The 25,672-nt window shown below is 31.3% G+C and carries 25 protein-coding genes, 2 pseudogenes and 1 other annotated feature; of the genes and pseudogenes, 26 read left to right on the top strand and 1 reads right to left on the bottom strand.

The window, feature by feature from the left end:
• Positions 1-59: 59 nt before the first annotated feature.
• The 4 genes from NMU03_RS15505 (at position 60) to NMU03_RS15490 (ending at position 4,064) form a co-directional block, all read left to right on the top strand.
• Positions 60-794 (top strand): AAA family ATPase, encoded by a 735-nt coding sequence (locus tag NMU03_RS15505; RefSeq protein ID WP_290139687.1) that lies wholly within the window; start codon positions 60-62, stop codon positions 792-794.
• Between the two features lie 5 nt (positions 795-799).
• The gene (locus NMU03_RS15500; protein ID WP_290139685.1) at positions 800-994 is read left to right on the top strand and encodes a hypothetical protein; all 195 of its coding nucleotides are present in this window, start codon (positions 800-802) and stop codon (positions 992-994) included.
• Between the two features lie 137 nt (positions 995-1,131).
• The gene (locus NMU03_RS15495; protein WP_290139683.1) at positions 1,132-1,956 is read left to right on the top strand and encodes a DUF58 domain-containing protein; all 825 of its coding nucleotides are present in this window, start codon (positions 1,132-1,134) and stop codon (positions 1,954-1,956) included.
• Complete coding sequence (locus NMU03_RS15490; protein ID WP_290139680.1) at positions 1,953-4,064, top strand: transglutaminase-like domain-containing protein; 2,112 nt, start codon at positions 1,953-1,955, stop codon at positions 4,062-4,064. The genes NMU03_RS15495 and NMU03_RS15490 overlap by 4 nt, the downstream gene beginning before the upstream one ends.
• A 38-nt stretch (positions 4,065-4,102) precedes the next feature.
• On the opposite strand, the pseudogene NMU03_RS15485 reads toward NMU03_RS15490, so the two are convergent.
• Positions 4,103-5,341: pseudogene (locus NMU03_RS15485) on the bottom strand (6-phosphofructokinase); the annotation flags it as partial.
• Between the two features lie 179 nt (positions 5,342-5,520).
• Between NMU03_RS15485 and nifJ the strand changes: the two are divergent.
• From nifJ to NMU03_RS17830, 22 genes and pseudogenes are all read left to right on the top strand, one after another.
• Positions 5,521-9,039: a pyruvate:ferredoxin (flavodoxin) oxidoreductase gene (gene nifJ / locus NMU03_RS15480; protein ID WP_290139678.1), complete on the top strand. Its 3,519-nt coding sequence runs from the start codon at positions 5,521-5,523 to the stop codon at positions 9,037-9,039.
• Positions 9,040-9,132: 93 nt separating this feature from the next.
• Positions 9,133-9,651 (top strand): hypothetical protein, encoded by a 519-nt coding sequence (locus tag NMU03_RS15475; protein ID WP_290139676.1) that lies wholly within the window; start codon positions 9,133-9,135, stop codon positions 9,649-9,651.
• Positions 9,648-9,851 (top strand): hypothetical protein, encoded by a 204-nt coding sequence (locus NMU03_RS15470; RefSeq protein WP_290139675.1) that lies wholly within the window; start codon positions 9,648-9,650, stop codon positions 9,849-9,851. The genes NMU03_RS15475 and NMU03_RS15470 overlap by 4 nt, the downstream gene beginning before the upstream one ends.
• Positions 9,848-10,513: an RNA polymerase sporulation sigma factor SigK gene (gene sigK / locus NMU03_RS15465; RefSeq protein ID WP_290139673.1), complete on the top strand. Its 666-nt coding sequence runs from the start codon at positions 9,848-9,850 to the stop codon at positions 10,511-10,513. The genes NMU03_RS15470 and sigK overlap by 4 nt, the downstream gene beginning before the upstream one ends.
• A 69-nt stretch (positions 10,514-10,582) precedes the next feature.
• The gene (locus NMU03_RS15460) at positions 10,583-11,365 is read left to right on the top strand and encodes a sigma-70 family RNA polymerase sigma factor (protein WP_290139671.1); all 783 of its coding nucleotides are present in this window, start codon (positions 10,583-10,585) and stop codon (positions 11,363-11,365) included.
• Positions 11,366-11,391: 26 nt separating this feature from the next.
• Positions 11,392-11,634 (top strand): YlmC/YmxH family sporulation protein, encoded by a 243-nt coding sequence (locus NMU03_RS15455; RefSeq protein ID WP_290139669.1) that lies wholly within the window; start codon positions 11,392-11,394, stop codon positions 11,632-11,634.
• Positions 11,635-11,753: 119 nt separating this feature from the next.
• A complete protein-coding gene (locus tag NMU03_RS15450) occupies positions 11,754-12,161 on the top strand; it encodes a cell division protein SepF (RefSeq protein ID WP_290139667.1) in 408 nt (135 codons plus the stop codon).
• A gap of 46 nt (positions 12,162-12,207) precedes the next feature.
• Complete coding sequence (locus NMU03_RS15445; protein ID WP_290139665.1) at positions 12,208-12,957, top strand: YlmH family RNA-binding protein; 750 nt, start codon at positions 12,208-12,210, stop codon at positions 12,955-12,957.
• Positions 12,958-12,967: 10 nt separating this feature from the next.
• Positions 12,968-13,420 carry a DivIVA domain-containing protein gene (locus NMU03_RS15440; RefSeq protein WP_290139663.1) on the top strand — a complete coding sequence of 151 codons (453 nt, stop codon included), beginning with the start codon at positions 12,968-12,970 and terminating at the stop codon, positions 13,418-13,420.
• Positions 13,392-13,595: a binding site (T-box leader), on the top strand. (Overlaps the previous gene by 29 nt.)
• A 35-nt stretch (positions 13,596-13,630) precedes the next feature.
• Positions 13,631-16,366, top strand: a complete 2,736-nt coding sequence (gene ileS / locus NMU03_RS15435) for an isoleucine--tRNA ligase (protein ID WP_290139661.1) — start codon at positions 13,631-13,633, stop codon at positions 16,364-16,366.
• A 44-nt stretch (positions 16,367-16,410) separates the two neighbouring features.
• Positions 16,411-17,292 (top strand): DMT family transporter, encoded by an 882-nt coding sequence (locus tag NMU03_RS15430; RefSeq protein ID WP_290139659.1) that lies wholly within the window; start codon positions 16,411-16,413, stop codon positions 17,290-17,292.
• Positions 17,289-18,500, top strand: coding sequence for a D-alanyl-D-alanine carboxypeptidase family protein (locus NMU03_RS15425; protein ID WP_290139657.1), 1,212 nt, complete (start codon positions 17,289-17,291; stop codon positions 18,498-18,500). The genes NMU03_RS15430 and NMU03_RS15425 overlap by 4 nt, the downstream gene beginning before the upstream one ends.
• A gap of 309 nt (positions 18,501-18,809) precedes the next feature.
• Positions 18,810-19,352, top strand: coding sequence for an HAD family hydrolase (locus tag NMU03_RS15420; protein ID WP_290139655.1), 543 nt, complete (start codon positions 18,810-18,812; stop codon positions 19,350-19,352).
• On the top strand, positions 19,340-19,453 hold the full coding sequence (locus tag NMU03_RS18125) for an HAD family hydrolase (RefSeq protein ID WP_435372911.1): 114 nt from the start codon (positions 19,340-19,342) through the stop codon (positions 19,451-19,453). Before NMU03_RS15420 ends, NMU03_RS18125 begins: the two co-directional genes overlap by 13 nt.
• Positions 19,450-19,944, top strand: coding sequence for a 2-thiouracil desulfurase family protein (locus NMU03_RS15415; protein WP_290139653.1), 495 nt, complete (start codon positions 19,450-19,452; stop codon positions 19,942-19,944). The genes NMU03_RS18125 and NMU03_RS15415 overlap by 4 nt, the downstream gene beginning before the upstream one ends.
• A complete protein-coding gene (locus NMU03_RS15410; protein WP_290139651.1) occupies positions 19,910-20,845 on the top strand; it encodes a type I phosphomannose isomerase catalytic subunit in 936 nt (311 codons plus the stop codon). Before NMU03_RS15415 ends, NMU03_RS15410 begins: the two co-directional genes overlap by 35 nt.
• A 76-nt stretch (positions 20,846-20,921) precedes the next feature.
• Positions 20,922-22,097, top strand: a complete 1,176-nt coding sequence (locus NMU03_RS15405) for an NAD(P)-dependent malic enzyme (RefSeq protein WP_290139649.1) — start codon at positions 20,922-20,924, stop codon at positions 22,095-22,097.
• Between the two features lie 117 nt (positions 22,098-22,214).
• Positions 22,215-22,580, top strand: coding sequence for a BlaI/MecI/CopY family transcriptional regulator (locus NMU03_RS15400; protein ID WP_290139647.1), 366 nt, complete (start codon positions 22,215-22,217; stop codon positions 22,578-22,580).
• 2 nt (positions 22,581-22,582) lie between these two features.
• On the top strand, positions 22,583-24,370 hold the full coding sequence (locus NMU03_RS15395; protein WP_290139645.1) for a M56 family metallopeptidase: 1,788 nt from the start codon (positions 22,583-22,585) through the stop codon (positions 24,368-24,370).
• The gene (locus NMU03_RS15390) at positions 24,367-24,564 is read left to right on the top strand and encodes a hypothetical protein (RefSeq protein ID WP_290139643.1); all 198 of its coding nucleotides are present in this window, start codon (positions 24,367-24,369) and stop codon (positions 24,562-24,564) included. Before NMU03_RS15395 ends, NMU03_RS15390 begins: the two co-directional genes overlap by 4 nt.
• A complete protein-coding gene (locus NMU03_RS15385; protein ID WP_290139641.1) occupies positions 24,533-25,096 on the top strand; it encodes a hypothetical protein in 564 nt (187 codons plus the stop codon). The genes NMU03_RS15390 and NMU03_RS15385 overlap by 32 nt, the downstream gene beginning before the upstream one ends.
• A gap of 144 nt (positions 25,097-25,240) precedes the next feature.
• A pseudogene (locus tag NMU03_RS17830) lies at positions 25,241-25,656 on the top strand (YjdF family protein).
• Positions 25,657-25,672: the final 16 nt, after the last annotated feature.

The raw sequence follows: 25,672 nt of genomic DNA, 5'->3' as shown, positions 1-25,672 counted from the left end.
TGTCTATTTTGAAATAACTGTATATCTGTTATACTAAAAGAAAGAATGAGGTGGAAGAAATGAATCAAGAAATCAAACAGACAATCAATGAAATCAAAAAAGCAGTTATTGGAAAGGATGAAGTCATTACAAAAATATTAGTGACTCTTCTTTCTAGAGGACATATATTATTAGAAGATATTCCTGGTGTTGGAAAAACTAATCTGGCTTTAGCTTTATCAAGAAGCTTACAGCTTGACTATCATCGTATTCAGTTGACACCGGATATTATGCCTAGTGATATTATTGGGTTTACCATGTATAATCCTCAAACACAAAAATTTGAATATAAAGAAGGAATAGCCTTTTGTCATCTTTTATTAGCCGATGAAATGAATCGTACTTCAAGCAAAACACAGTCAGCTTTATTAGAATTAATGGAGGAAGGACAAATGACAGTAGATGGTAAAACATATATTTTACCACAGCCTTTTTGTGTCATTGCTACTCAAAATCCATTTGGTTCAGCTGGAACTCAATTATTACCTGATTCTCAAATGGATCGTTTTATGAGCTGTTTAAGCTTAGGTTATCCTCAATTTCATGAAGAAATTGAAATAATGAAAAAACGTCAAACATCTAATCCATTAGATGAAATACAAGCTATATTATCACCAGAGATGATTTTAGAATTTCAAAAAAGATTGATCAAGTTTATGTACATGATGATATTTATGATTATATTATGCAAATCATTACCGCTACTAGAGAGCATCCTCATATTGAACAAGGTGCATCACCACGTGGTTCTCTAGCCCTTATGAAAACAGCCAAAGCCTATGCTTTCTTAAATGAACGAGATTATGTAATTCCTCAAGATGTCCAATATGTTGCCCCAATGATCTTAGCTCACCGTTTTATTTTGACATATGACGCCAAAATGGATAAAATTTCTCCATATCAGCTGGTTGATGAAATTTTAGAAACAGTTGGGGAACCTCAATTAAAAGTATGAAAAATTTATTCAAATACATAGCTTTTTTGGCATTTTTATATGGACTTTGGTATATCGTTTTAGGATACTTTTCATTTTTATTATTCTTTATGTTTTTTTGTTTAATTGTGATATGTTTTTTATTAAGTGTTATTTCCATGCGAAAAACAACTGTATCCATGTCGCTTTCTCAAGATTATTGTACACGTGATGACACAATATTAGTCACTTTTTCTCGACAAAACTTAACGTATATTCCATGTGGTCAAATTGTGATCGAATATCAGGTGATGGATGTTTTTTCACATATGGTATTGAGCCAAAGTGTATGTTTGTTAGAACAACAAGTAGAAATTCAAATTCCTTGTTCACATTGTGGTCATTATATCATTCAAGTTCAAAAAATAAAATGTTATGATTTATTACAATGTTTCTCTTTTTCTCAATCTATTACTTTAGAACAAGCATTTGATGTTATGCCTCATTATCAAGAGATGGAAACTTCTGTTGAACAGGCTTATCAATTTGATGAAGAGGGACAGAGCTATTTAGCAAATCAAAAAGGTGATGACTATAGTGAAGTTTTTGAAATTAGATCTTATCGTGAGGGAGATGCGTTAAAACATATTCATTGGAATGTATCATCGAAGTTTCAGGATCTTTTTGTGAAAGTAGGAAGTCAACCTATTCAACATAAACTTGTTTTAGCAATGGAATATAAAACAAACAATGCTTTTTATGATTTGCAGTTTGATTGTTTCTATTCATTGTGTTTATTATTGGTTAAGAAAAATATTGTTTTTGATGTTGTGACAGTATGCGATTTACAACAATTACATATAGAATCTATTCATTCTCTTGAAGAAGTCATAACAACAACCAGATGGCTTATGAAAAATCCTATTCAGACTTTCAATAGTACTTTGATGCCGAAGAGTTTTTATCAAATTCACGGTCAGAATTTGGAGGTGTCTCATTCATGAAAAGAAATTTACACTTTTTGAAAAATTATAGTGGACATATTATCAATATCATAATGATTATTTTAGGAAGTTTGGGACTTGTTGGAAATTATTATCATTCCCTTGGTTTTCCTGAATCTGTTTTGATAAGTTTATTTATTTTATGTATGATGGGTATTGGCTTTTATTGTTATTTTGTTAAATATCAAATCATGCCTAAAAAACTAGCAATGATTATTATAATTGTTTTATTATTAGGGATGATCTTATTATTTCAAAATGAATTGACTTATTTTATAGACGCACTTCAAACAGTTATTGAAAGAGATTATTTTTTAAATTTTGATGAATTATTGCCAACTGATATGTACAGTCGTTCTTTATTCTTTCAAATGGTTTTCTTATTCATTGGTTTACCAATTGTTTATTTGATTGTATCATCCATCTGTTCAATGCGTTTTTCATTTATGAAAATATTAAGTATGATTTTTCTATTTATGTTTCCTATCTTTATTAGACATGAATTAACGTCTTTGAATAGTTATTGTTTTATTATTTTTATCTGTTTTCAATTTTTATTTACAGTTGCTTTAAAATATACCTATACTTATACTTTCAAAGGAATGATTTTATCACTATTATGTGTTATGTCTTTATTGGCTTCTAGTTATATGGAAGGTAATCCCATTTTTCAACAAGAAACGTCTTCTGTTCTTTCACAGATTACAGACTGGTTTTCTCATGGAAAGGGGAATCCTTTTGGAAACTTTTTGCGAACTGGAATGAGTGGGGATGTTGATGGATCATTGCCAACGGGTAACATACAATTAAGTCGTAGTTTGGCAGTGACAGTGAAAGCAGATATTCCATTTTCTTCTTATTTAAGAGCTTATTCACTAGCTAATTATAGTGATAATGAATGGCATGAAGTGACTGAAAACTATGAAAATAGTCATTCACTTACAATATACAGTGAATTTTTAAGATTGAATTCTTCACTTCCAACTCAAAATGTAGAAATCACAACTCAACGTCAGTATGATTTTCAATTTGTTCCTTATTATTTGATGGATCGAGAACAACAATATCCTGTTCTTTATGATTCCTATATAGAACACACAAATTATCCCTTGGAAGTTATTTATCAAAATGTATATTATTATGGCGATGGCTATTATTTTGTTGGTTATGATGATGACTATGAAGAATATGTGAAACGTCATTATTTAGATGTTCCTGAGGAATTAAGCATACAGTTATCTGATTTTTTAGCCGACAATGGTATTGATGATTCCATTCGTTTTGATGCGCTGAGCGCAGTCGAAAGTATACGCAATCTTTTAGCAAGTCAAGCGGAATATGATTTAAATGCCGGTACACTACCCAATGATAAAGATTTTGTAGAATATTTTCTATTTGAAAATCGTAAAGGAAGCTGTACGCATTTTGCGACAGCTGGAGCTTTGTTGTTAAGGGAGTTAGGTATTCCAACACGTTTTGTACGTGGTTATACAATGTTGGCTAGTGATTTTGATAACGGTGTAGCCAAGATACCACAATATCGCTCACATGCCTGGATAGAGGTTTATGAAGAAGGGAAAGGATGGATACCTTATGAAATGACACTAACGGGCAACATTGAAGGTATTAGCACGTTACTTGATGATACTGTAAGTCAAAATCAACAAACTTCAAATAATAGCCAAACACCAACGATTCAATCTGATCAAGAAATACCACAAAATACAACAGATAATCCTTTTATACCACAAGAATCAACATCATCATATCCATATATTGAAATCATTGTACAAGTAGCTGTTATTTTGATTTTTATCATTGTTTATCGTTATATAACAACTCATTGGTTGATGTTGAAAACAAGGTGTATGAATAATAATCAAAAAGTTTTAACTTATTATCAACAAAGATGGAAATTAACACCACAACATCAAATAGATGATGAATGCAAAGCTATTGCTTATAAAGCAAAATATTCATCACATAAAATCAGTGATGAAGAATGGCTACGTTTTTATGAGTTGTATCAACAATGGATTCAAGAATATGATCGAAGTTTAAAATGGTATCAAAAACTCATTTTTAGATATGTTTTAGGGTACAAATAAAAAGAGATTGAAGATTCAATGAATCTCAATCTCTTTGCCTATTTATAACGTAAATGAGAAATATTGCTATAACATGGAATACCATTTTCATATTGAATAGTGACTTCGCCTTGAATCAAAGGAATTAAATAATCATATAGTTCTTGGGTAATATCATTATGATCTTTATTGATCCATTCAACTGGAATGCGTTGTTCCAAGTTAGCAATTTCACTGACATCTTTATATGTACATTCAATTTGATAAGGATAATTTTGTTTACGTTTAAAAGTCATCATAACACCCGTATGATTTGACAATGCTGCTTGGACAGCGGCCTGTCCAATTTGGAAAGATTCATCCAAATCAACTTTTGAAGCAATATGCATAGCACATCTTTGTAAAACATTTAATTCAATACTGCGGACTTTACATTTAAATTCCTGATAAACCAAAGTCTCAAGCACTTTTCCGGTTCCTGAATGGAGAATGTGACCAAAAGCATCACGTTTTGTATATTTAGAATCAGAATCTAAATAATCTCCATTTTCATTTTTAATCCCTTCACTTACAGCAATAATAATATTTTTCTTATGACGGAAAACTTGACGAATATCTTCTAAAAATTTTTCAGTTGAAAATGGCACTTCAGGTAGATAAATTAAGTCTGGAGCTTCATTGCATTGTGTTCTTGCAAGCGCACTGGCAGCTGTTAACCAACCTGCATTTCTTCCCATGATTTCAACAATTGTGACTGCGTTTAATTTATAAATAGAACTATCATAAGCGATTTCTAGCATTGATGTCGCAACATATTTAGCAGCTGAACCAAAGCCAGGGGTATGATCTGTTCCCATTAAATCGTTATCAATTGTTTTAGGAATACCAATAAAGCGAATAGAAGATGAAATTGAACGTGCATACGACGATAATTTGGCAACTGTATCCATTGAATCATTACCACCAATATAATAAAAATCAGTGATTTGAAGTTGTTCAAAAGTATGAAACAATCTTTCATAAGTTTGTGGATCATCTTGAACATCAGGTAATTTATAACGACATGATCCTAAATACATGGCAGGAGAATGTTTTAATTGATTTAAAGCCTCCTGTTCACTAAAAAGTTCCAATAAATCTATATAACGGCTTTCCAATAATCCCATAACACCATTTATCATTCCATAAACATGTTCGTATTGTTTTGTTTCAATACATTCATGAATAATACCAGCTAGTGATGCATTAATCGCAACCGTTGGACCACCAGATTGACCAATAAAACAGTTTCTTTTTTCATGTGTTTCTCCTTTCGTTTTTCGACACTATTCTATCATTTTTTATAGTTAAAAAAAGTGGATTTTAGAAGAAATAGAAAATATTGAAGTTTTCTATTGTTTATAATGAAAATAAATTTTTCATATGGAAATTTCTTATCAATAAGAGTATACTATATGATATAGGAGGAAAGAAAATTATGTCTAAAAAGTATTTATCAATGGATGGAAATACAGCTGCTGCACATGTCGCTTATGCGTTTAGTGAAGTTGCAAGTATCTATCCAATTACACCATCTTCTCCAATGGCTGAAAATGCTGAAACATGGGCTGCACAAGGAAAGAAAAATATCTTTGGTTCTGCAGTCAATGTGATTGAAATGCAATCAGAAGCTGGAGCTGCTGGAGCTGTTCATGGTGCTTTACAAGGTGGTGCATTAGCAACAACATTTACGGCGTCACAAGGTTTATTATTGATGATACCAAACTTGTATAAAATACAAGGTGAATTATTACCTGGTGTATTCCACGTTGCTGCCAGAGCTTTAGCAACACGTGCCTTAAATATTTTTGGTGATCATCAAGATATCTATGCATGTCGTCAAGTAGGAGCACCTATGATTTGTTCCCATAGTGTTCAAGAAGTTATGGATTTAGGAGGGATTGCTCATTTAACAGCTATTAAAGCAAGTGTTCCTGTTATTCATTTCTTCGATGGATTTAGAACTTCTCATGAAATTCAAAAAGTAGAAGTGATGGATTATGATGTATTAGAAAGCTTATTAGATAAAGAAGCATTAAAGAAATTTAAAACTCAAGCATTAAATCCACATATTAATCCAATTGAACGTGGTGGAGCAGAAAACGATGATATCTATTTCCAAGGTAGAGAAGCACAAAATAAACATTATGAAGCTGTTGTGGAAGTTGTCGCTGATTACATGAAAAAGATTTCAAAAATTACAGGTCGTCATTATGCACCATTTACATATTATGGAGCAAGCGATGCTACACGTGTGATTATCGCTATGGGTTCTGTAACAGAAACAATTAAAGAAACAATTGATGAAATGAATAAACATGGTGAACATGTTGGTTTGGTTAAAGTTCATTTATATCGTCCATTCTCACCAAAATACTTATTAGAAGTATTACCAGAAACAGTGAAAAAAGTGGCTGTTTTAGATCGTACAAAAGAAATGGGTGCAACTGGTGAACCTTTATACTTAGATGTATGTTCAGTCTTAAAAGAAACTGACATCAAAGTGATTGGCGGACGTTATGGTATGGGTTCTAAAGATACAACTCCACGTCAAATCAAAGCTGTTTACGATCATTTATTAGAAGATGATCCATTTACATCATTTACAATTGGTATCAATGATGATGTGACTCATTTATCATTAAAAGAAGATGAAAACTTCAATGTTGATGCTGATTATACATCTTGCTTATTCTATGGTTTAGGATCAGATGGTACAGTTTCTGCCAATAAATCATCTATTAAAATTATTGGAGATCATACTGATTTATATTCACAAGCTTATTTTGCTTATGATAGTAAAAAAGCTGGTGGAGCGACTCGTTCTAATTTAAGATTTGGTCATACACCAATTCGTGCAACATATTATGTCAATAATGCTGATTTTATTTCATGTTCATTAGATAACTATGTTTTAAAATATGATATGTTGAAAAACTTAAAGAATGGTGGAACATTCTTATTAAATACAGAGTTTGATGAAAAAGAAGTTATTGATTATTTACCAAATAAATTAAAGAAACAATTAGCTGATAAAAACGCAAAATTCTATATTATCAATGCGACAAAGATTGCCAGTGAAATTGGTATGGGAAGACATACAAATACAATTCTTCAATCTGCATTCTTTGCCTTAAACCCACAAATTTTACCAGTTGATAAAGCGGTTGAATACATGAAAGCAATGGCTAAGAAAACTTATGGTAAAAAAGGTGACGCTGTTGTTGAAATGAACTATAAAGCTATTGATGCTGGTAAAGATGCGATTGTTGAAGTTCCAGTTGATGCAAGCTGGTCTGATTTAACTGTGACAAGTACAAGAACAAGAACTGGTGATGATTACTTCGATAATTTTGTCGCACCAATCAATGCTTTAGATGGATATGACTTACCTGTTTCTGCTTTCATGGATAAACTTGATGGTTCTATGAAATCAGGTGTAGCTATTAAAGAAAAACGTGCGATTGCAATTGATGTACCACGTTGGGAAAAAGAAAACTGTATTCAATGTAATAACTGTGTGATGGTATGTCCTCATGCGACAATTCGTGCTTTCTTAATTGACGAAGAAGAAATGAAAGCTATGCCAGAAGACATTTCTAATGATGTATTAAAACCAATTGGTAGAAATGTTGATGGATTAGTTTATCGTATCCAAGTTTCTCCTGACAACTGTGTTGGTTGTGGATTATGTGTGACTGAATGTCCAGGTAAAGCTGGTAAAAAAGCATTATCTATGGTACCTGTTAAAGAAGAATTACCACATGCTTCTTTAGCTGATCATATGTATTCAAAAGTTTCATATAAAGCTGATCGTTATCCTACAACAACAGTTAAAGGTGTTGGATTTATGCGTCCATATTTTGAAGTATCTGGAGCTTGTGGTGGATGTGGTGAAACACCATATTATCGTTTAGCTTCTCAGTTATTTGGAGCTGATATGAGAATTGCTAATGCGACTGGATGTAGTTCTATTTATAGTGCTTCTACACCTTCAACGCCATGTACAATTGATGAAAATGGACAAGGACCTGCATGGGCTAACTCATTATTTGAAGATAATGCTGAATATGGTTTTGGTATGAAATTAGCTGAAAACTATATGGCAAAACGTATCTTAGAAATCATTGAAGCGAATAAAGCTGATTGTGAACCTGAACTTCAAACTGTCTTAGAACAATATGCTTCTGTGAAAGGACAAAGAGTTGAAGAAAGAAAATTATATGATCAATTAGTATCATTAGTTGAAGCTTCAACATGTGAAGGTATTAAAGAATTATTAGATATGAAAGGTGAGCTTGTGACAAAATCACAATGGATCATTGGTGGTGATGGATGGGCTTATGATATCGGTTACGGTGGTGTTGACCATGTTCTTGCGAATGATCAAAATGTCAATATCTTAGTTCTTGATACAGAAGTTTATTCAAATACTGGTGGACAATCTTCTAAATCTTCACAAGCTGGATCTATCGCTAAATTTACAGCTGGTGGTAAAACAGTAGCGAAAAAAGATTTAGCACAAATTGCGATGGCATATGGTCATGTTTACGTTGCACAAGTAGCAATGGGGGCTAATCCAATGCAAACAATTAAAGCATTTAAAGAGGCTGAAGCTTATGATGGACCATCATTAATTATTGCTTATTCTCCATGTATGGAACATGGTATTAAAGGTGGTTTAGCAAATCATCAACAACAACAAAAACGTGCTGTTGAATGTGGATACTTCAACTTATTAAGATATGATCCTCGTTTAGAAGAACAAGGAAAGAATCCATTACAAGTTGATTCTAAAGAACCTGATTTCACAAAATTCAAAGATTTCTTATTGAGTGAAAACAGATTCGCACAATTATCTAAAGTCAATCCAGAACATGCTGAAGGATTAATGGATAAATGTGAAAAAGATGCGATGAAACGTCGTCGTCGTCTTGATGTCATGGCAAGTGAATAATGAAAATGAAAGATTGAAAGTGATGCGCTTTCGATCTTTTTTTGACATCATTTTTATTCTAACTTCTCTATAATGAAAGAGGGTGGAAAAATAATGAAAGTCTATATTGAAATCACATATGTGATGAATGCATTTATTTTATTATTTAGTTTTGAAATACTATCGTTTTTATTAAATATTCAAATGACAAAGAGAAAATTATTTTTATATGTTTTCACATATAATATTTCGATTGTTTTTTTATTTGTTGATTTGTTTATTGGATTTCTTTTTTTATATGATTTTGTTTTAACGCTTTTTTATTTTAGACGACTGATTTATATTTATTATCCTGTTTTTCTTTTTATTTATTTTTCAATTCTTTCTTTTATACAATGGCTATTGCCTTCATCAATTATTTTTCAGGGTGTTTTATTGATAGAAGGGTACCATTTACACTCGTTACTACTCATAGCCATATTCACTATTGTGATAAGTTATTTTTATATTGAGCTCTGTCGTCGTCGTATTCACCATTCAATGGTAAAAGTGAGTTTTGAAGATAAATCATGTTATGGGTTTATTGATAATGGCAATCAAGTGACTTATCATGGTTATCCAGTTATTTTTTGAATCAAAAATTAGTGAAAGATTATCCAGTGATTGATCAGATATGGATTGAAACAGCCAGTCAACAAGAAAGAATTGATTTAATTCTTTTACCAGATATAACAATTCATCATTATCAATTACATGATGTTTATGTAGGTATTATCACTTCAACACAATATGATTGTATTTTAAATCAACAGTTAATGGGAGGATTATTATGATTTTATTAACAATTAAAGAATGGTTATGGAAAAAGAAATCTCTTTTTTATATTGGTAGGCATGATGTCTTAAAAGCGCCTTTAAAAGGGAAAGAGGAAAAAGAAGCCTTGATCCAATTACAAAATGGTGATGAAAAAGCTAAAGATTTATTAATTGAACATAATTTAAGATTGGTTGTATATGTTGCGAAAAAATATGATTCTATGCAAAATGGCAGTATTGAAGATTTGATTAGTATTGGAACGATTGGACTTGTGAAAGCTGTCAATACTTTTAATATGGATAAAAATATTAAACTTGCAACTTATGCTTCACGTTGTATTGAAAATGAAATTTTAATGTTTTTAAGAAAAAACAATAAATTGAGACAAGAAATCTCATTGGATGAACCATTAAATGTTGATTATGATGGTAATGAGTTGTTGTTGTCAGATATTATTGGAACGGATAAAGATATTGTTCAGGATGAAATTGAACATAATGATCAAAAAGAAAAGTTTTATCGTGCCCTGCATTATTTAAATCCAAGAGAACAACAGATTTTAATGATGCGATATGGTTTGATTGGTCATGATGAATTGACACAAAAAGATGTTGCGGAAATATTAGGTATATCACAATCTTATATTTCCAGATTAGAAAAAAGATTATTAGAAAATTAAGAAATAAATTGAAAGATGATGAATAATGTCAAATAAAATGGAGAAACTCTGATATGAGGAGTTGAATCCATGTCAAAATATAAAGTAGAATTAAATGGAAATAACATTGAAGAATATGAGAAATTATCTCATCAACAAACAATGGAATTATTGGAATTATATCAACAAAATCATGATTTAAAGATAAAAGAAAGATTAGTCCTTTCGAATTTAAAACTCGTTTTATCGCTTGTACAAAAATATCAACAACGTGTCAATAATTTAGATGACTTATTTCAAGTTGGAGTCATAGGTTTAATGAAAGCTATTGATCACTTTGATACATCTTTAGATGTGCGTTTTTCAACATACGCTGTTCCTTTGATATCAGGAGAAATAAAACGTTATTTAAGAGAAAGTTCTCCCTTGCGTATTCCACGTTCTTTGCGTGATATTGCATATAAGGCTTTGTTGATGAATGAAGAGTATATGAAAAAATATAATCGTGAAGCGACTTTTAAAGAATTGTCAAAATCTCTTGATATTGATGAATACACATTGGTTGAAGCTTTGTCGTCAACGCATAATGTGACATCTCTATCTCAAGAAGTACAAAATGATGGAAACGGTCCAATAGATTTAGAAAGTCAAATACCTGATCGCCGTAGTGAGATGATGGATATTCAAAAATCGATTGATTTACAAAAAGCGATGCGCTATTTAGATCAAAAAGAAATGCAGATTATTCATGAACACTATTTTAAAGGCTTGACACAACGTGAAATAGCCAAGGATTTAATGATTTCACAGGCACAGGTTTCACGTATTGAAAAACAAGCTTTATCCCAATTAAAGAAATATATGAGCGGATAAAAGCATATATTGTAGGGGGTGATAGAATGCGTTTTTTAGCGTTGCAAAGTAAAGATGTTATTGATGCCTCGTCAGGATGTAAAATTGGTTATGTTGTTGATTTAGAAATTGATACACTCTGTCAATGCATACAGGCATTAATTGTTGAACGTTTTTCTGCTTTTAAATTCATCTGCTTTTTTAAAGGTCCACCAGCTATCATTATTCCTATTCAACATATCATTACAATAGGCGAGGATGTGATTCTTGTTCATGTCGAATGTCATTAAAAGCTGTTGACAACATGATATTTCGCTTATTTTTCTCTTTTTTTCATACACATTATATGGTATAATGATGTATAGATGTAAGGAGGTTACCTCATGGGATACGGTGAAAAAGTAAAAAAATGGTTTTTGAAGAAGACGATGAAGACGTTTATGAAAATGAAGAAATAGATGCTGAAGAAGATGTAAAATCTACAAGTTTGTTTGAAAAAGCAAAATCTACAAAAACAACTGATGCAATGAAAGCATTGAGTGCAAATAAAGATAGTCATTTGATTTTATTTGAACCTCGTGCATATAGTGAAACACAGGAAATTGCAACTTATTTAAAACAAAAAAGAGCAGCAGTTGTCAATTTACATCGTTTACAAAAAGAACAATCTAAACGTGTTATTGATTTCTTAAGTGGTGTGATTTTTGCGATTGAAGGAGATATTCAACAAATCGGACCTAAAATTTTCTTATGTACTCCTAAAAATATTGGCGTATCTGGCAATATTACAATGGATGAATCTGAAGGCGAAGAATAAACAAGTATTAGTAAGTATTGACTTGCTAATACTTTCTTTTTGAATGATGTTAGAACATTTTAAAGGCGACGAAGTTTTTGTTAAGAAAATTTTAGATTATCAATTTCAGGCATTACATCATCAGCGTATGATTTTAACACCTTTCTATAATCCTCATGAACAAGATATTGTTAAAAGTGTGATAGGGAAAGAATTAAAAGTAGAAAGTTTTGGTGGCTTTGTGAATGCTGAAAGTCAACGAATGATTATCTGTCCTGATTTTTATATGATTGATAAAGAGGATTTCGAAATAAAGGTTGTAGAAATTGTATACCATCAACAATTTGGTCGAATTAAACATAAAGATATTTTAGGTGCTTTAATGAATTTAGGTATTAAAAGAGAGTGTATTGGCGATATTGATGATGGTGAGCGTTGCTTTTTTGCCTGTACTCAACAAACATATCCCTATATCATTCAAACGTTAAAACAAATTAAAAAAGCAAAAGTACGCTTGGTTGAATGTCATGAGGATATTGAAATTGTACATGATTTTACATCACGTTCATTTATTTTATCAAGTATGCGTTTGGATAAAATTGTATCAGCTATGTTTAAAGTTTCACGTCAATTAGCTAGTGATGCAATTCGTAGTGGTCATGTGAAAGTCAATTATAAAATTGTTGAAGAAGTCAGTTATTTGTGTCATAATAGTGATATGATATCTTTTAAACATCATGGTCGTGTCAAAATTGTTGATGAAAATCGACAAACAAGGCAAGGAAATTATGTGGTGAGTGGATATTTTTATAAGTGAGGTGGAAGGATTGGAACAATTTGATAAACAATTTCGAGGTTATAACAAGGCTGAAGTAGATGATCGTATTCAAGAATTGAAACAAGAAATTGATAAACAAAAAGCATTGATTCAGTCTATGAAAGAAGAAATGACTGATTTAAAAGAACAAAACACTTTACTTACAAAGCAAATATCAGTTCATGAAAAAACGAATGAAGAAATTGCAAGACTTGCTTTAAAAGAGGCAAGTGAATTGATAGAAAAAGCGAAAAGAAATGCTAACATGATTTTAAAAGAATCTATGGAATATGTTCGTGGTTTGTCTAAAGATATGGATACATTTAAGCAAGAAGCCATTGATTTTAGAACAAATGTTGTGAAAATGAGTAAAGAAATGTTAGAAACTATTGACAAATCAGAAATTTTCAGTTTAATTAAAGAGGAACAAGAAAACAAATACAATGACAAGGACAGTTTATAAGGAAAGCTTGTAGAGAGTTTGCGGTTGGTGAAAAGCAAATAAGTGGAACTTATAATGAATCATCCTGAGAGTAGCTTATCTGAAATGAGTAGGATAAGACGTTCATCGCGTTAAGATATAGAGAGCATATCATGTGATATGAATAAAGGTGGTATCATGTCATCACGTCCTTTAACAGGACGTTTTTTATTTGAGAAAGGAAGGAATAAAATGAATTATAAAGACACATTATTAATGCCAAAAACAGATTTTGAAATGCGTGGAAATCTTCCTAAAAAGGAACCAGGTTATGTTCAAAGATGGCAAGATAACAAAATGTATGAAAAAGTTGTTGCACAAAATCAAGGACATGATGATTTTGTTTTCCATGATGGTCCGCCATATGCTAATGGAAATATGCATGTTGGACATATGTTAAACAAAATTATTAAAGATGTGATTTGTCGTTACAAAAATTTACAGGGATTCTATACACCTTATGTACCTGGATGGGATACACATGGTTTACCAATTGAAAATGCTATTCAAAAATTAGGTGTCAATCGTAAAGAATTAAGTACGGCAGAATTTAGAAAGAAATGTTATGAATATGCTTTAGAACAAGTTGCCAAACAAAAAGAACAATGTATTCGTGTTGGAACATTTGCTGATTATGATCATCCTTATTTAACTCTTTTACCTGAATTTGAAGCCAATCAAATTGATGTATTTGCTAAAATGGCAATGGATGGTTTAATTTATAAAGGGTTAAAACCTGTTTATTGGTCACCATCAAGTGAATCAGCTTTAGCAGAAGCTGAAGTAGAATATCATGATGTCAAGAGTCCAACTATCTTTGTAAAATTCCAAGTTAAAGATGGTAAAGGTATCTTAGATACAGATACAAGTTTTGTCATTTGGACAACAACACCTTGGACAATTCCAGCAAACTTAGCAATCTGTTTAAATGCTGATTACACTTATGCTTTGGTACAAAGTGAAAAAGGAAAATTAATTGTTTTAGAAGAATTAGTTGATACTTTATGGGAAAAATTTGAATTACAAGAAAAAGAAATCTTACAAAGATTTAAAGGTCAAGAATTAGAAATGATCACTTGTAAGCATCCATTATATGATCGTGAATCATTAGTTATTTTAGGTGATCACGTTACAGCTGAAGCCGGAACAGGATGCGTTCATACAGCACCTGGATTTGGGATGGATGACTTTATTGTCGGACAAAAATATGGTTTAGATATTTATTGTAATGTAGATGAACATGGATGTATGATGGAAGATTGTGGAGACTGGTTAGCTGGTCAATATGTTGATGATGCGAATAAAACAGTGACATTAAAACTTGATGAATTAGGTGTTTTATTAAAACTTGAATTTATTACACATAGCTATCCTCATGATTGGCGTACAAAGAAACCAATTATCTTTAGAGCTACTGATCAATGGTTCTGTTCAATTGATAAAATCAGACAAAAATTATTAGATGAAATTGATCAAGTCGAATGGTTAAATGAATGGGGTCATATTAGAATCTATAATATGATTAAAGATCGTGGTGACTGGTGTATTTCACGTCAAAGAAGTTGGGGTGTCCCAATTCCTATTATCTATTGTGAAGATGGAACTCCAATTATGGAAGAAAAAGTCTTTAAACATATTTCTGATTTATTTAGACAATATGGTTCAAATATCTGGTTTGAAAAAGATGAAACATTCTTATTACCTGAAGGATATACAAATGAACATTCACCAAATGGTATCTTTAAGAAAGAAAAAGATATTATGGATGTTTGGTTTGATTCAGGATCATCACATACAGGATGTATGGGAGAAAGAGGTTATCGTTATCCTGTTGATTTATACTTTGAAGGTAGTGACCAATATCGTGGATGGTTCAACTCATCATTGATTATTGGAACAGCTGTTTATGACAAAGCGCCATATAAAACAGTTTTATCACATGGTTTTGTTTTAGATGGTAAAGGAAACAAGATGTCTAAATCTTTAGGAAATACAGTTGATCCAATTAAACTTGTGAATCAATATGGGGCAGATATTTTAAGACTTTGGGCAACATCTGTGGCTTATCAGTCAGATGTCCGTATTTCTGATGAAATCATGAAACAGATTGCTGAAAACTATCGTAAGATTAGAAATACAATGCGTTTCGTATTAGGAAATCTTGCTGATTTTAAAGCAAGTAATGTTGTAGAAGTATCAAAACTTGAAGGTGTAGACCAATATATGTTAGTTGAGTTAAATCGTTTGATGAAAGCTTATGAAGAAGCGATGAATCGTTATGATTTTTCAGAAGCTAACCAATTGATTTTAAATTGCTTTACAAATACATTAAGTGCTTTCTATATGGACTTTACAAAAGATATTCTTTATATTGAAAAAGCTGATAGCTTAAGAAGAAGACAAGTTCAGACGGTGCTTTATCACTATGCCAAAACAATGATGAAATTATTATCACCAATTCTTGTCTTTACAAGTGAAGAATTACATGATCATTTCCATTGTGATGATAACAAAGCTGAATCTATTTTCTTAGAAGCAAAACCTGAATTATTGCCAATTGAAAATGAAACAGAAATCAAAGCATATTATGATCGTTTCTTATTATTAAGAAAAGATGTCTTAAAATCATTAGAAGAATTAAGAAATGAAAAAGTCATCAAATCAAATATGGAAGCTAAAGTGACAATTTGTTTAAAAGAATCATATCAAGATATGGATGCATTAAAAGATGTTTTAAAACAATTATTTATTGTTGCAAAGGTTGTTCTTGTCAATGATACAACAAACCTTGAAGAATATGAAACAGCATATATCCATAGTGAAAAATTCAATGGTGTACAATGTCCAAGATGCTGGAATTATTATGAAGAATCTCAAATGGAAGGCGAATTATGCCATCGCTGCCATGATGTGATTAATGATAAATAAAGAATGGTACAATTTGTACCATTTCTTTTTGAAAGGAGATTGAAATGGGAAAAAATATTCAAGGAAGTTTATTATTACTTTTAGCAGCTTTAATCTGGGGAAGTTCTTTTATTGTTATGAAAAGTGCTGTTGATTTTTTAACACCTGCAGTTTTACTTTTCTTAAGATTTTCTTTAGCTGCCATCTTATTATCACTTCTATTTATCAAAAAGATAAAAACATTAAATTTTCAACAAATCAAAGGTGGTTTAATCACTGGAAGTTGTTTGTTTGGAGCTTATTATGTCCAAACATGGGGATTGAATTATACAACGCCTGGTAAAAATGCTTTTTTAACAGCTGTTTATTGCGCAATCGTTCCTTTTCTTGTCTGGTTGTTTTACCATAAACGACCTGATATTTATAATTTTATAGCTGCCTTTATTTGTATTTTAGGAATTGGCTGTGTATCTTTAGATGGCAATTTAACAATGAATATTGGTGATTTTCTAACCTTATGTGGAGGACTATTATACGCTGGACATATTTTATTGATTAAAAAGTTTTCAGAAGGTATTGATGGGGGTGCTTTTACTTCATTACAGTTTATTGGTGGAGCAATAGTCGCTTTGATTTTAGCTTTAACAACAGAAAACATTGGTATTATTTCAAATATTCAACCATCTATTTATCTACAGATTCTTTATCTTGTTGTGTTTGCAACGGCATTAACAATGTTTTGTCAAACGACTGGACAAAAATATACAAGTGAATGTAATGCATCACTTATTTTATCATTAGAATCTGTCTTTGGTGTCGCTTTTTCAATCGCTTTTTATGGTGAAGTTTTAACATTTAAAATTTTACTAGGCTTTATCTTGATTTTTGTAGCGATTATTATTTCTGAAACGAAATTGAGTTTTTTAAAGAAAGGAATTGTGAAATGAAGAAAATCATAGGTATTCTTGTTGCCTTTCTGTTTGCGATACAGATTGTTCCTGTATCTGCCAGTGATGATATACAGTTGTCCTTACATTCAAACTATGCTTATTTATATGATCAAGCAACACAGATTGTCTATTTAGATCAAGGCAGTCAAGAAAAAATATATCCGGCCAGTATGACAAAGATTTTAACCGTGAGTTTGGCACTTGATCAGATTGAAGATGTGCATGAAAAAGTACGTATCAGTGATGAAGATTTAAAAGGATTATATGAAGCTGGAGCTTCTGTAGCGGGGTTTTATGCAGGCGAACAGGTTACATATGAAGATTTATTATATGGGGCATTACTTCCATCAGGGGCTGATGCCTGTAATGCTTTAGCGCGTTTGACATATGGTTCAACTGATGGTCTTGTCACAGCGATGAATCAATTAGTCAATCAATTGGAACTGGAAAACTCACATTTTACAAATGTAACTGGACTTCATGATGATAATCATTATACAACTGCTTATGATATGGCTATGATTTTACATCATGCTTTAGAAAATCAAGTTTTTGAAGAAGTTTTTAATGCCCGTACTTATACAAGTTCGATGGAAAATCACACATGGGCATCTTCGCTGCAGAGAGGAAAAAACAGTTATAATCTTGATATTTCACAAATTGATGGCGCAAAAAGTGGGTTTACTGATGAAGCCCAATTAACACTGGCAAGTTCAATGACAGTTGATGGACATCAGTTTATTTTAGTTACAGCATATGCAAAAGGGCAGTATACTCAAAATCATGTTCGTGATGCGATTACTGTTTGTCAGTATCTTCATGACAATTATCATGAGGTGATTGTTTATAAAAAAGATGAAGATATTGCTGATTACTGGGTTTTCCAATCCTTTCAATTTCATTATCAGTATCAGATACCTGAAACGATTTCACTGATTGTTGATAAAAATCTTTCTGTCAATGATCTTCAATTTGAGATAGATACATCTTCTTATTTGATTGCACCAATGGAAAAAGGAGAGAAGATTGGAACTATTTCAATTTATGATAACCAACAATTACTCTATACTTTTGATATGCATTTATCACAAGATTTGTCATTTTCCATGTTAGAAAGAGTAGCTTATTATGGTAGTATTGTTGTGATTGTGGGTGGAATGATAACAGTACTTGTAGTTGTGAAAAGAAAAAGAAGTCAAAAATAAAAATGTGATAGGTTCATAAGAATCTATCACTTTATTTTTTTGTTTTAAATCAATCATACGATCAATTCCATAACCAATAAAACGTCCAATAAAAATAATAATGACACCAATTAGTGGTAAGAATGGACTTCCACCAGCTACAAAATACCAGATAATACATAAAAAGCCTAATGTATAACCAATAAATGTAAAAATATCAGTATATTTTCTTGATTGATTATTTTGCATAAATTCACCCCATTTGACATAAAATCATTATAACATCTTTTATTATTTTTTCAATACTGTTATAATATCAAGGGGGTTTCTATGAAAAAAGGTTGTTTATTTGATTTAGATGGAACTTTAGTAAATTCTATAGAAGATTTAGCATTTTCAACAAATGAAGTTTTAAAATTACATCATTTACCAATGCATGATATTTCTAAATATCGTATGTTTGTTGGAAATGGTGTTAAAAAATTAATGGAAAGAGCATTAGGGCAAGATCATTTACATTTGCTTGATGAATGTCTTGAAGAATTTCAACAAATATATCGTCAACATTGTTTAGATCATACATGTCCTTACCCAGGAATGAAAGAATTGATTGAAAATTTAAAAACAAAAGAGATAAAAATGGCTGTTGTGACAAATAAACCACATGCTTTAGCAATCGAAATCGTTGAAACATTGTTTCCTGATACATTTGTTGCTATATGTGGGCAACAAGAACTGTATCCTGTTAAACCTGATCCACAATCAACATATTATGCATTAATGGCTATGAAACTAGATAAAAAAGATTGTTTATTTATTGGTGATAGTCAAGTTGATATTGATACTGGATATTTTGCGGTATGGATTCTGTAGGTGTAACATGGGGCTTTCGTGGTCGTCAGGAATTAGAAGCAGCAGGTGCTGATTATATTGTTGATGAACCTAAACAAATTATGGAGATTATCGAAAAATGAAGATTGGTGTCAGTCAATGTTTATTAGGTGTACAATGTACATATAATGGAAAAAGTCATCCTGTTCATGTCATCATTGAAATGAATAAAAATAATCAAGTGATACCTGTATGTCCAGAGGTATTAGGGGGACTTCCTATCCCACGTGATCCAGCAGAGATTCAATCCAATGATCCATTGATTGTCAAAACTATTCATCATCAGGATGTGACTCAGGAATATTTGACAGGAGCTAAAAAAGCTTTAGATATATTTATTCAAAATGATATAACAGTCGCATTGTTGAAGTTTAGAAGTCCAAGCTGTGGCTGTGATGGTGTTTATGATGGCACTTTTCAACATCGTCTCATTGAAGGACAAGGTGTTTTTGCGAAAATGTGTCAAGAACACGGCATTCAACTTTTTCATGAAAATCAGATAGAAGAATTCTTAAAATATATAGGAAAGGATGATGATTATGGGACATATTTTAAAGATTCAACCGGTATTTAAAGAAATGATTTGGGGTGGACATAAACTCAGAGATGTTTATGGATATGATATTCCTAGTGATCAGACTGGAGAATGCTGGGCTATTTCAGGTCATCAAAATGGTGATTGTATGATTGCAAATGGTGAATATCAAGGACAAACTGTTTCATCATTATGGCAAAACCATCGTGAACTTTTTGGTGATATTCAAGGGGATCAGTTCCCTCTATTAGTTAAAATTATTGATGCGAAAAATGATTTATCTGTACAAGTTCATCCTAATGATGAATATGCTGCAAAACATGAAAATTCATTAGGAAAAACAGAATGTTGGTATGTTTTACAAGCTGATGAAGGAACAAAAATGGTAATGGGACATCATGCCAAAACAAAAGAAGAATTTATTCAAGCAATTGAAAATGATGATTATGATCAATTGTTAAATTCTTTTGAAATCAATAAAGGAGATTTTTTCTATATTCCTTCAGGAACTTTACATGCGATTTGTAGTGGTTCATTGATATATGAAGCACAACAATCATCTGATATTACTTATCGTGTATATGATTACCATCGTAAAGATAAAGATGGAAATGAAAGACAGTTACATGTTCAACAGTCTATTGATGTGACAAATGTACCTGCAGATTTAACAACAAACAAATTATTTACAAATAGTCATTTGGATCATGGTTCTAAAACAAGATATGTAGAAAGTGAATTCTTTACAGTAGATTGTTATAGAATGGAAGGGGTAAATACAATTGCAAATGATAAACCTTTCCAATTAGTCAGTGTTTTAGAAGGAGAAGGAACACTTGAAGATATGGAAGTTAAAAAAGGTGATCATTTTATTGTATGTAGCGATCAAAAAGAAGTAACGTATGATGGTGTCATGACTGTTATGATTACAACACTATAAAAACAGGGCAGATGGAAACATCTGCTTTTCATTTGTTCATAATTATGTCATAATAAATAGGGAAAGAGGGAAAAAGATGAAAGATATATATCAAGAAGCATTAGAAATGCATGAAAAAGCAAAAGGAAAATTAGAAGTTCAATTAAAAGTACCATTAAACGAAAGCCATGATTTATCATTGGCTTATACACCAGGTGTGGCTGAACCATGTCGTCAGATTGCGAAAAATAAGGATGCTGTTTATCAATATACATGGAAACAAAACAGTGTTGCTGTTGTTAGTGATGGGACTGCCGTTTTAGGTTTAGGTGATATTGGTCCTGAAGCAGCCATGCCAGTTATGGAAGGAAAATCTATTTTGTTTAAAAAGTTTGGGCAAATAGATGCAGTTCCGATTTGTTTAGATACGAAAGATCCTCAAGAAATCATCCGCATTGTTAAAGCGATTGCACCATCGTTTGGTGGTATTAATTTAGAGGATATTAGTGCACCACGTTGTGTGGAAATTGAAAGAACATTAATTGATGAACTTGATATTCCTGTATTCCATGACGATCAGCATGGAACAGCAATTGTTGTTACAGCAGGTTTACTCAATGCCTTAAAAGTTGTCAACAAAAAAATTGAAGATATTACTGTTGTTGTGAGTGGAACAGGGGCAGCTGGAAGTTCAATTATTAAGATGATTCATGCTTTAGGCGTTAAAGAAATCTATGGTTTCAATATCAATGGTATTGTCACAAAAGAAGATTATGATCAGTATGATTTTTTAACACAAGAATTAACAGAAATTACAAATTCTCAGGCCAAACGCATGACAATGGCTGAAGCTATGAAAGAAGCAGATGTCTTTATTGGTGTGTCTGCACCAGGTGTTTTAATACCTGACATGATTCGTAGTATGAAAGAAAATCCAATTGTTTTTGCAATGGCAAATCCAGAACCTGAAATTCCTTATCAAGATGCTATTGATGCTGGAGTGGCAGTCATGGGAACTGGACGTTCTGATTATCCAAATCAAATTAATAACGTTTTGGCTTTTCCTGGATTGTTTAGAGGTGCTTTGAATGTCAAAGCAAGAAAAATCAGTGAAGGCATGAAATTAGCTGCAGCTTATGGTTTGGCTTCACTTGTTGATGAAAAAGAATTATCACCAACTTATGTCATTCCTCATGCTTTAGATCCACGTGTTAGCGAAGTGGTCGCAAAAGCTGTGGCACAAAAAGCAAAGGAAGAAGGACTTGCAAAATAAAGGCTTAAAGCCTTTTTTCTTTTTAAAAATAATTTTGTTATCGCATATTTTATTGACAAACAATGACTACAGCTGTAGTATAATAATAGAAAGACTACAAGTGTAGGAGATGAAAGTATGCAAAAGTTATCTGATGCTGAATTATCAGTGATGGAAGTTTTATGGAGTGGTGATGACTTTGTTTTAGGAGAACTTGTTGATGCTTTAAAAGCTAAGAATCATTGGAGTCGTAATACTGTTCATACTTATTTAACGAGGATGGAAAAGAAAAACTTAGTCAAGATTGATAGAAATCTCGAACCTCATCGCTATCGTTATGCTTTGACTCTAGAAGATTATCAAAAAGAAGAAAGAAGTCGTTTATTAAATAAGGTCTATCAAGGATCAGTCACTGATTTAATGAGTGCTTTTTTAAAGGATTCAAAAATAACACCAGAAGAAAAAGAACAATTGAATCAAATTCTTGATGAAATGGAGGTCTAATTATGATAAATATTTGGGGCTTTCTTGTTCAAACAATAGAAGTATCTCTTATTGCGGTTGTTTTATTAATTTTAAAAAGATTATTTCAAGACAAATTATCACCAAGATGGCAATATGGCGTTTGGATTGTTTTTCTTTTCTCATTATTGATACCAACAGGTTTACTGGCTTATACGCTTTTTCCTTCCTTACGTGTTTTTATTGAAGCAATCAAGACAATTGTTGAAAAAATGTGGCAATCATCTTATACAGACATATATCTTCCTATTCAAAATTATACCTTTTTCCCATTGATTAAAGATATACCTAGCAGTGTAACAGATGTTTTATTTGTTGTTTATGTCTGTGGTGTTATCTTTTGGATAGGCAGATATTTGATTCAGTATTTCCAACTAAAAAAATTAATATTACAATATGGTCAAAAACCAAGTAATCACCTAATGACACAAATAGAACAAGTCATCAGACAATATCATTTTTCACCATGTCAAGCAATTGTTTTAGAAGGCATACCATCAGCTTTTGTATTTGGTATTTTTAAACCAGTTCTTGTTTTACCTAGTCAAACATTATTAGATGATAAAATTATTTTACATGAATTATTGCATTTGAAATATAAAGATTCATTTCATTGTGTGATGTGGTCTTGTTTGAGATGTCTACATTGGTGTAATCCTTTTTTACAATATGTTTTTGATCAAATTAATAATGATATGGAAAGTCTATGTGATCAAAGAGTTTTAGAAAGACTAGAAGGAGTACAAAGAAGAGAATATGGTAAGATCTTGCTGCAAATGACAAATGAAAAATATCCTCATGCTTTTGGAACAACTTCTCTTTCTAATGGTGCACAAAATATAAAAAAACGTATTGAAGCGATTGCTAGATTTAAAAAATATCCTCAAGGCATGGCTATTGTTTCAGTGTGTATATGTGTTTTATTAGCACCTTTATCAATAGGATATTTTCATTCTTATAGCTTAATAGGTAATCCCTATGAATATGATAATTTTTCTTATCAGCTTTCTCTTGCCTCAGCAAGAATAGTAGAATATCCAACAGTAGCCGGAGCTATTGACGCTTATGCCAAAGGAATTCTCTCCAATGATGAACAGTTTTTATTATCAGTTATGCCACAAAAATATTATGTCAATTATCAAACAGTCTTAAGTCAAAGACCGGATGGGATTGTTTCTAATCAACCAGGCTATTTATATGATGTAACACATTTAGAAAAAATCAGTAAAGATGAATATCAGGCAAAATTATGTTTTTATGATAAAAGTGATCATTTTGATGTAGAAAATGAACGTGTGATTGCTCATTATACAATTATTCCTATTCAAATTATAAAAGAGCGCGACTGGAAAGTGCAACAAATAGGTGATATTTTAAAAGGTGATGCGAATTACATCCAAACATTTATGAATAGTGAAGTTTATGAAATACCTATTTATCAAACAATGTCTTTTCCTTATCATGATGGACAAATCAATATGACAATAAGAAACGGTTATCAAGTGAACAATATTGATAGCGTTGATGATATGCCTTCTTATCATGCTTATGAATTAAACCCACGTGCACAGTTTAATAGTGGTTATCAATATATTGAAGTGACTTATGAAAATGAAGAATTTTATACATCTCAAGAAAAAAACAAATATATTTATATGTGTATTCAAAATTTAGATGATATGGATGATAAAGTGGAATTTCCCCTTTTGATGATACAGAATATCATTATGGAAGAAGTGGTGGAAGTAGTAATGAAGAAAGTCATGTCTTGATAGGATCAGAAAGTCTAAAATATGAAGAAGAGATGACATTACAGCATATTTCTGCTTATGATGATACTTACAAAATTAATTTACCTGGAGCCTACGCTTTACAAATCATCATCAATGGAAAGAAAGAAATTATCAAAATCAATGTGGAGGATGGTGAATGGTATGAAACAAATGAATTTATCAGCTACTATTGAAAAAATTGCTTTGGCTCAACTTATTATTTTGTTTCATCTCAATATAAATACAATCAATCTTCTACCTGATTGGATTGGTTATTATCTTTACTATCAAGCCATTTTCGTCATTGAAAAATATGAAAAAAGTGCAAGTTTATTAAGACCTTTTGCACTTATATTAGGTGTATATGAAGGGATTGCATGGCTTTTACAGATTATTGGCATATCTTTAGAATCAATGACATTATTACAAATATTCATTGCGATTATTTCTATTTATTTTCAATTTCAGTTATTAACGAATATTTCTCAAATTGCCTCTTTCCATCACCATGATGACTTTGCCAAACGTTTTTTGATTTTAAGAACAATGCAAGTTATTTCTATAACTTTAGTTGTATTTCCTACTTATTGGCTCATTATTCAATATATGAAAATTATCATTACTTTATTTCATATATTTGTGACAATTTGGCTATGTTACGTTTTGTTTCAATATTCTAAAAAAGAAAAGGAATATGAAGATGAAACACTTATAAAAGGCTATTGACAGCCTTTTTTAATTATATTATGATGATTTGGCAAAGATAAAAACACAGTTTGGTTGGTAGTCCAAACGTAAGTTTTCAACTTATCAGTAACCTTCCTCCTTTGGTCGTCCGTTCTTTGTTTATTGAAAGAAAGGAGGGTATCAATGGATTCTATTTCTATAACTTTAAAGGTTTATTATGAAGAACCTTTTTGGGTAGGTGTTTTTGAAAGAATAGAAAATCAACAACTTTCTGTCTACAAAATCACTTTTGGATTAGAACCACAAGATCAAGATATTTATCAAATGATTTTAAAACATTATCAATCTTTTGCTTTTAGTCCATCCATTGATTATGCTGTTAAGAGTTGTAAAGTGAATCCTAAAAAAGACAAAGAATGATTCATCAGGAAGTTTCTCAAATTCGTATGTCTACAAAATCACAGATGGCTTTGACTTTGCAATATGAACAGACAAAAAAGATGCAAAAACATTGTAAACATCAAGTGAAAGCAGAGTTAAAAGAAAGACATTATCAACAAAAACAGCAAAAGAAAAAAGAAAAACACAAAGGACATTAATACATCCTTTGTGTTT

Origin of the sequence: Allocoprobacillus halotolerans, from assembly GCF_024399475.1 — a bacterium.
Taxonomy (GTDB): Bacteria; Bacillota_I; Bacilli_A; order Erysipelotrichales; family Coprobacillaceae; genus Allocoprobacillus; species Allocoprobacillus halotolerans.
The sequence above is the reverse complement of the archived record's forward strand: the minus strand, read 5'-3'. Positions and strand labels throughout refer to the sequence as shown.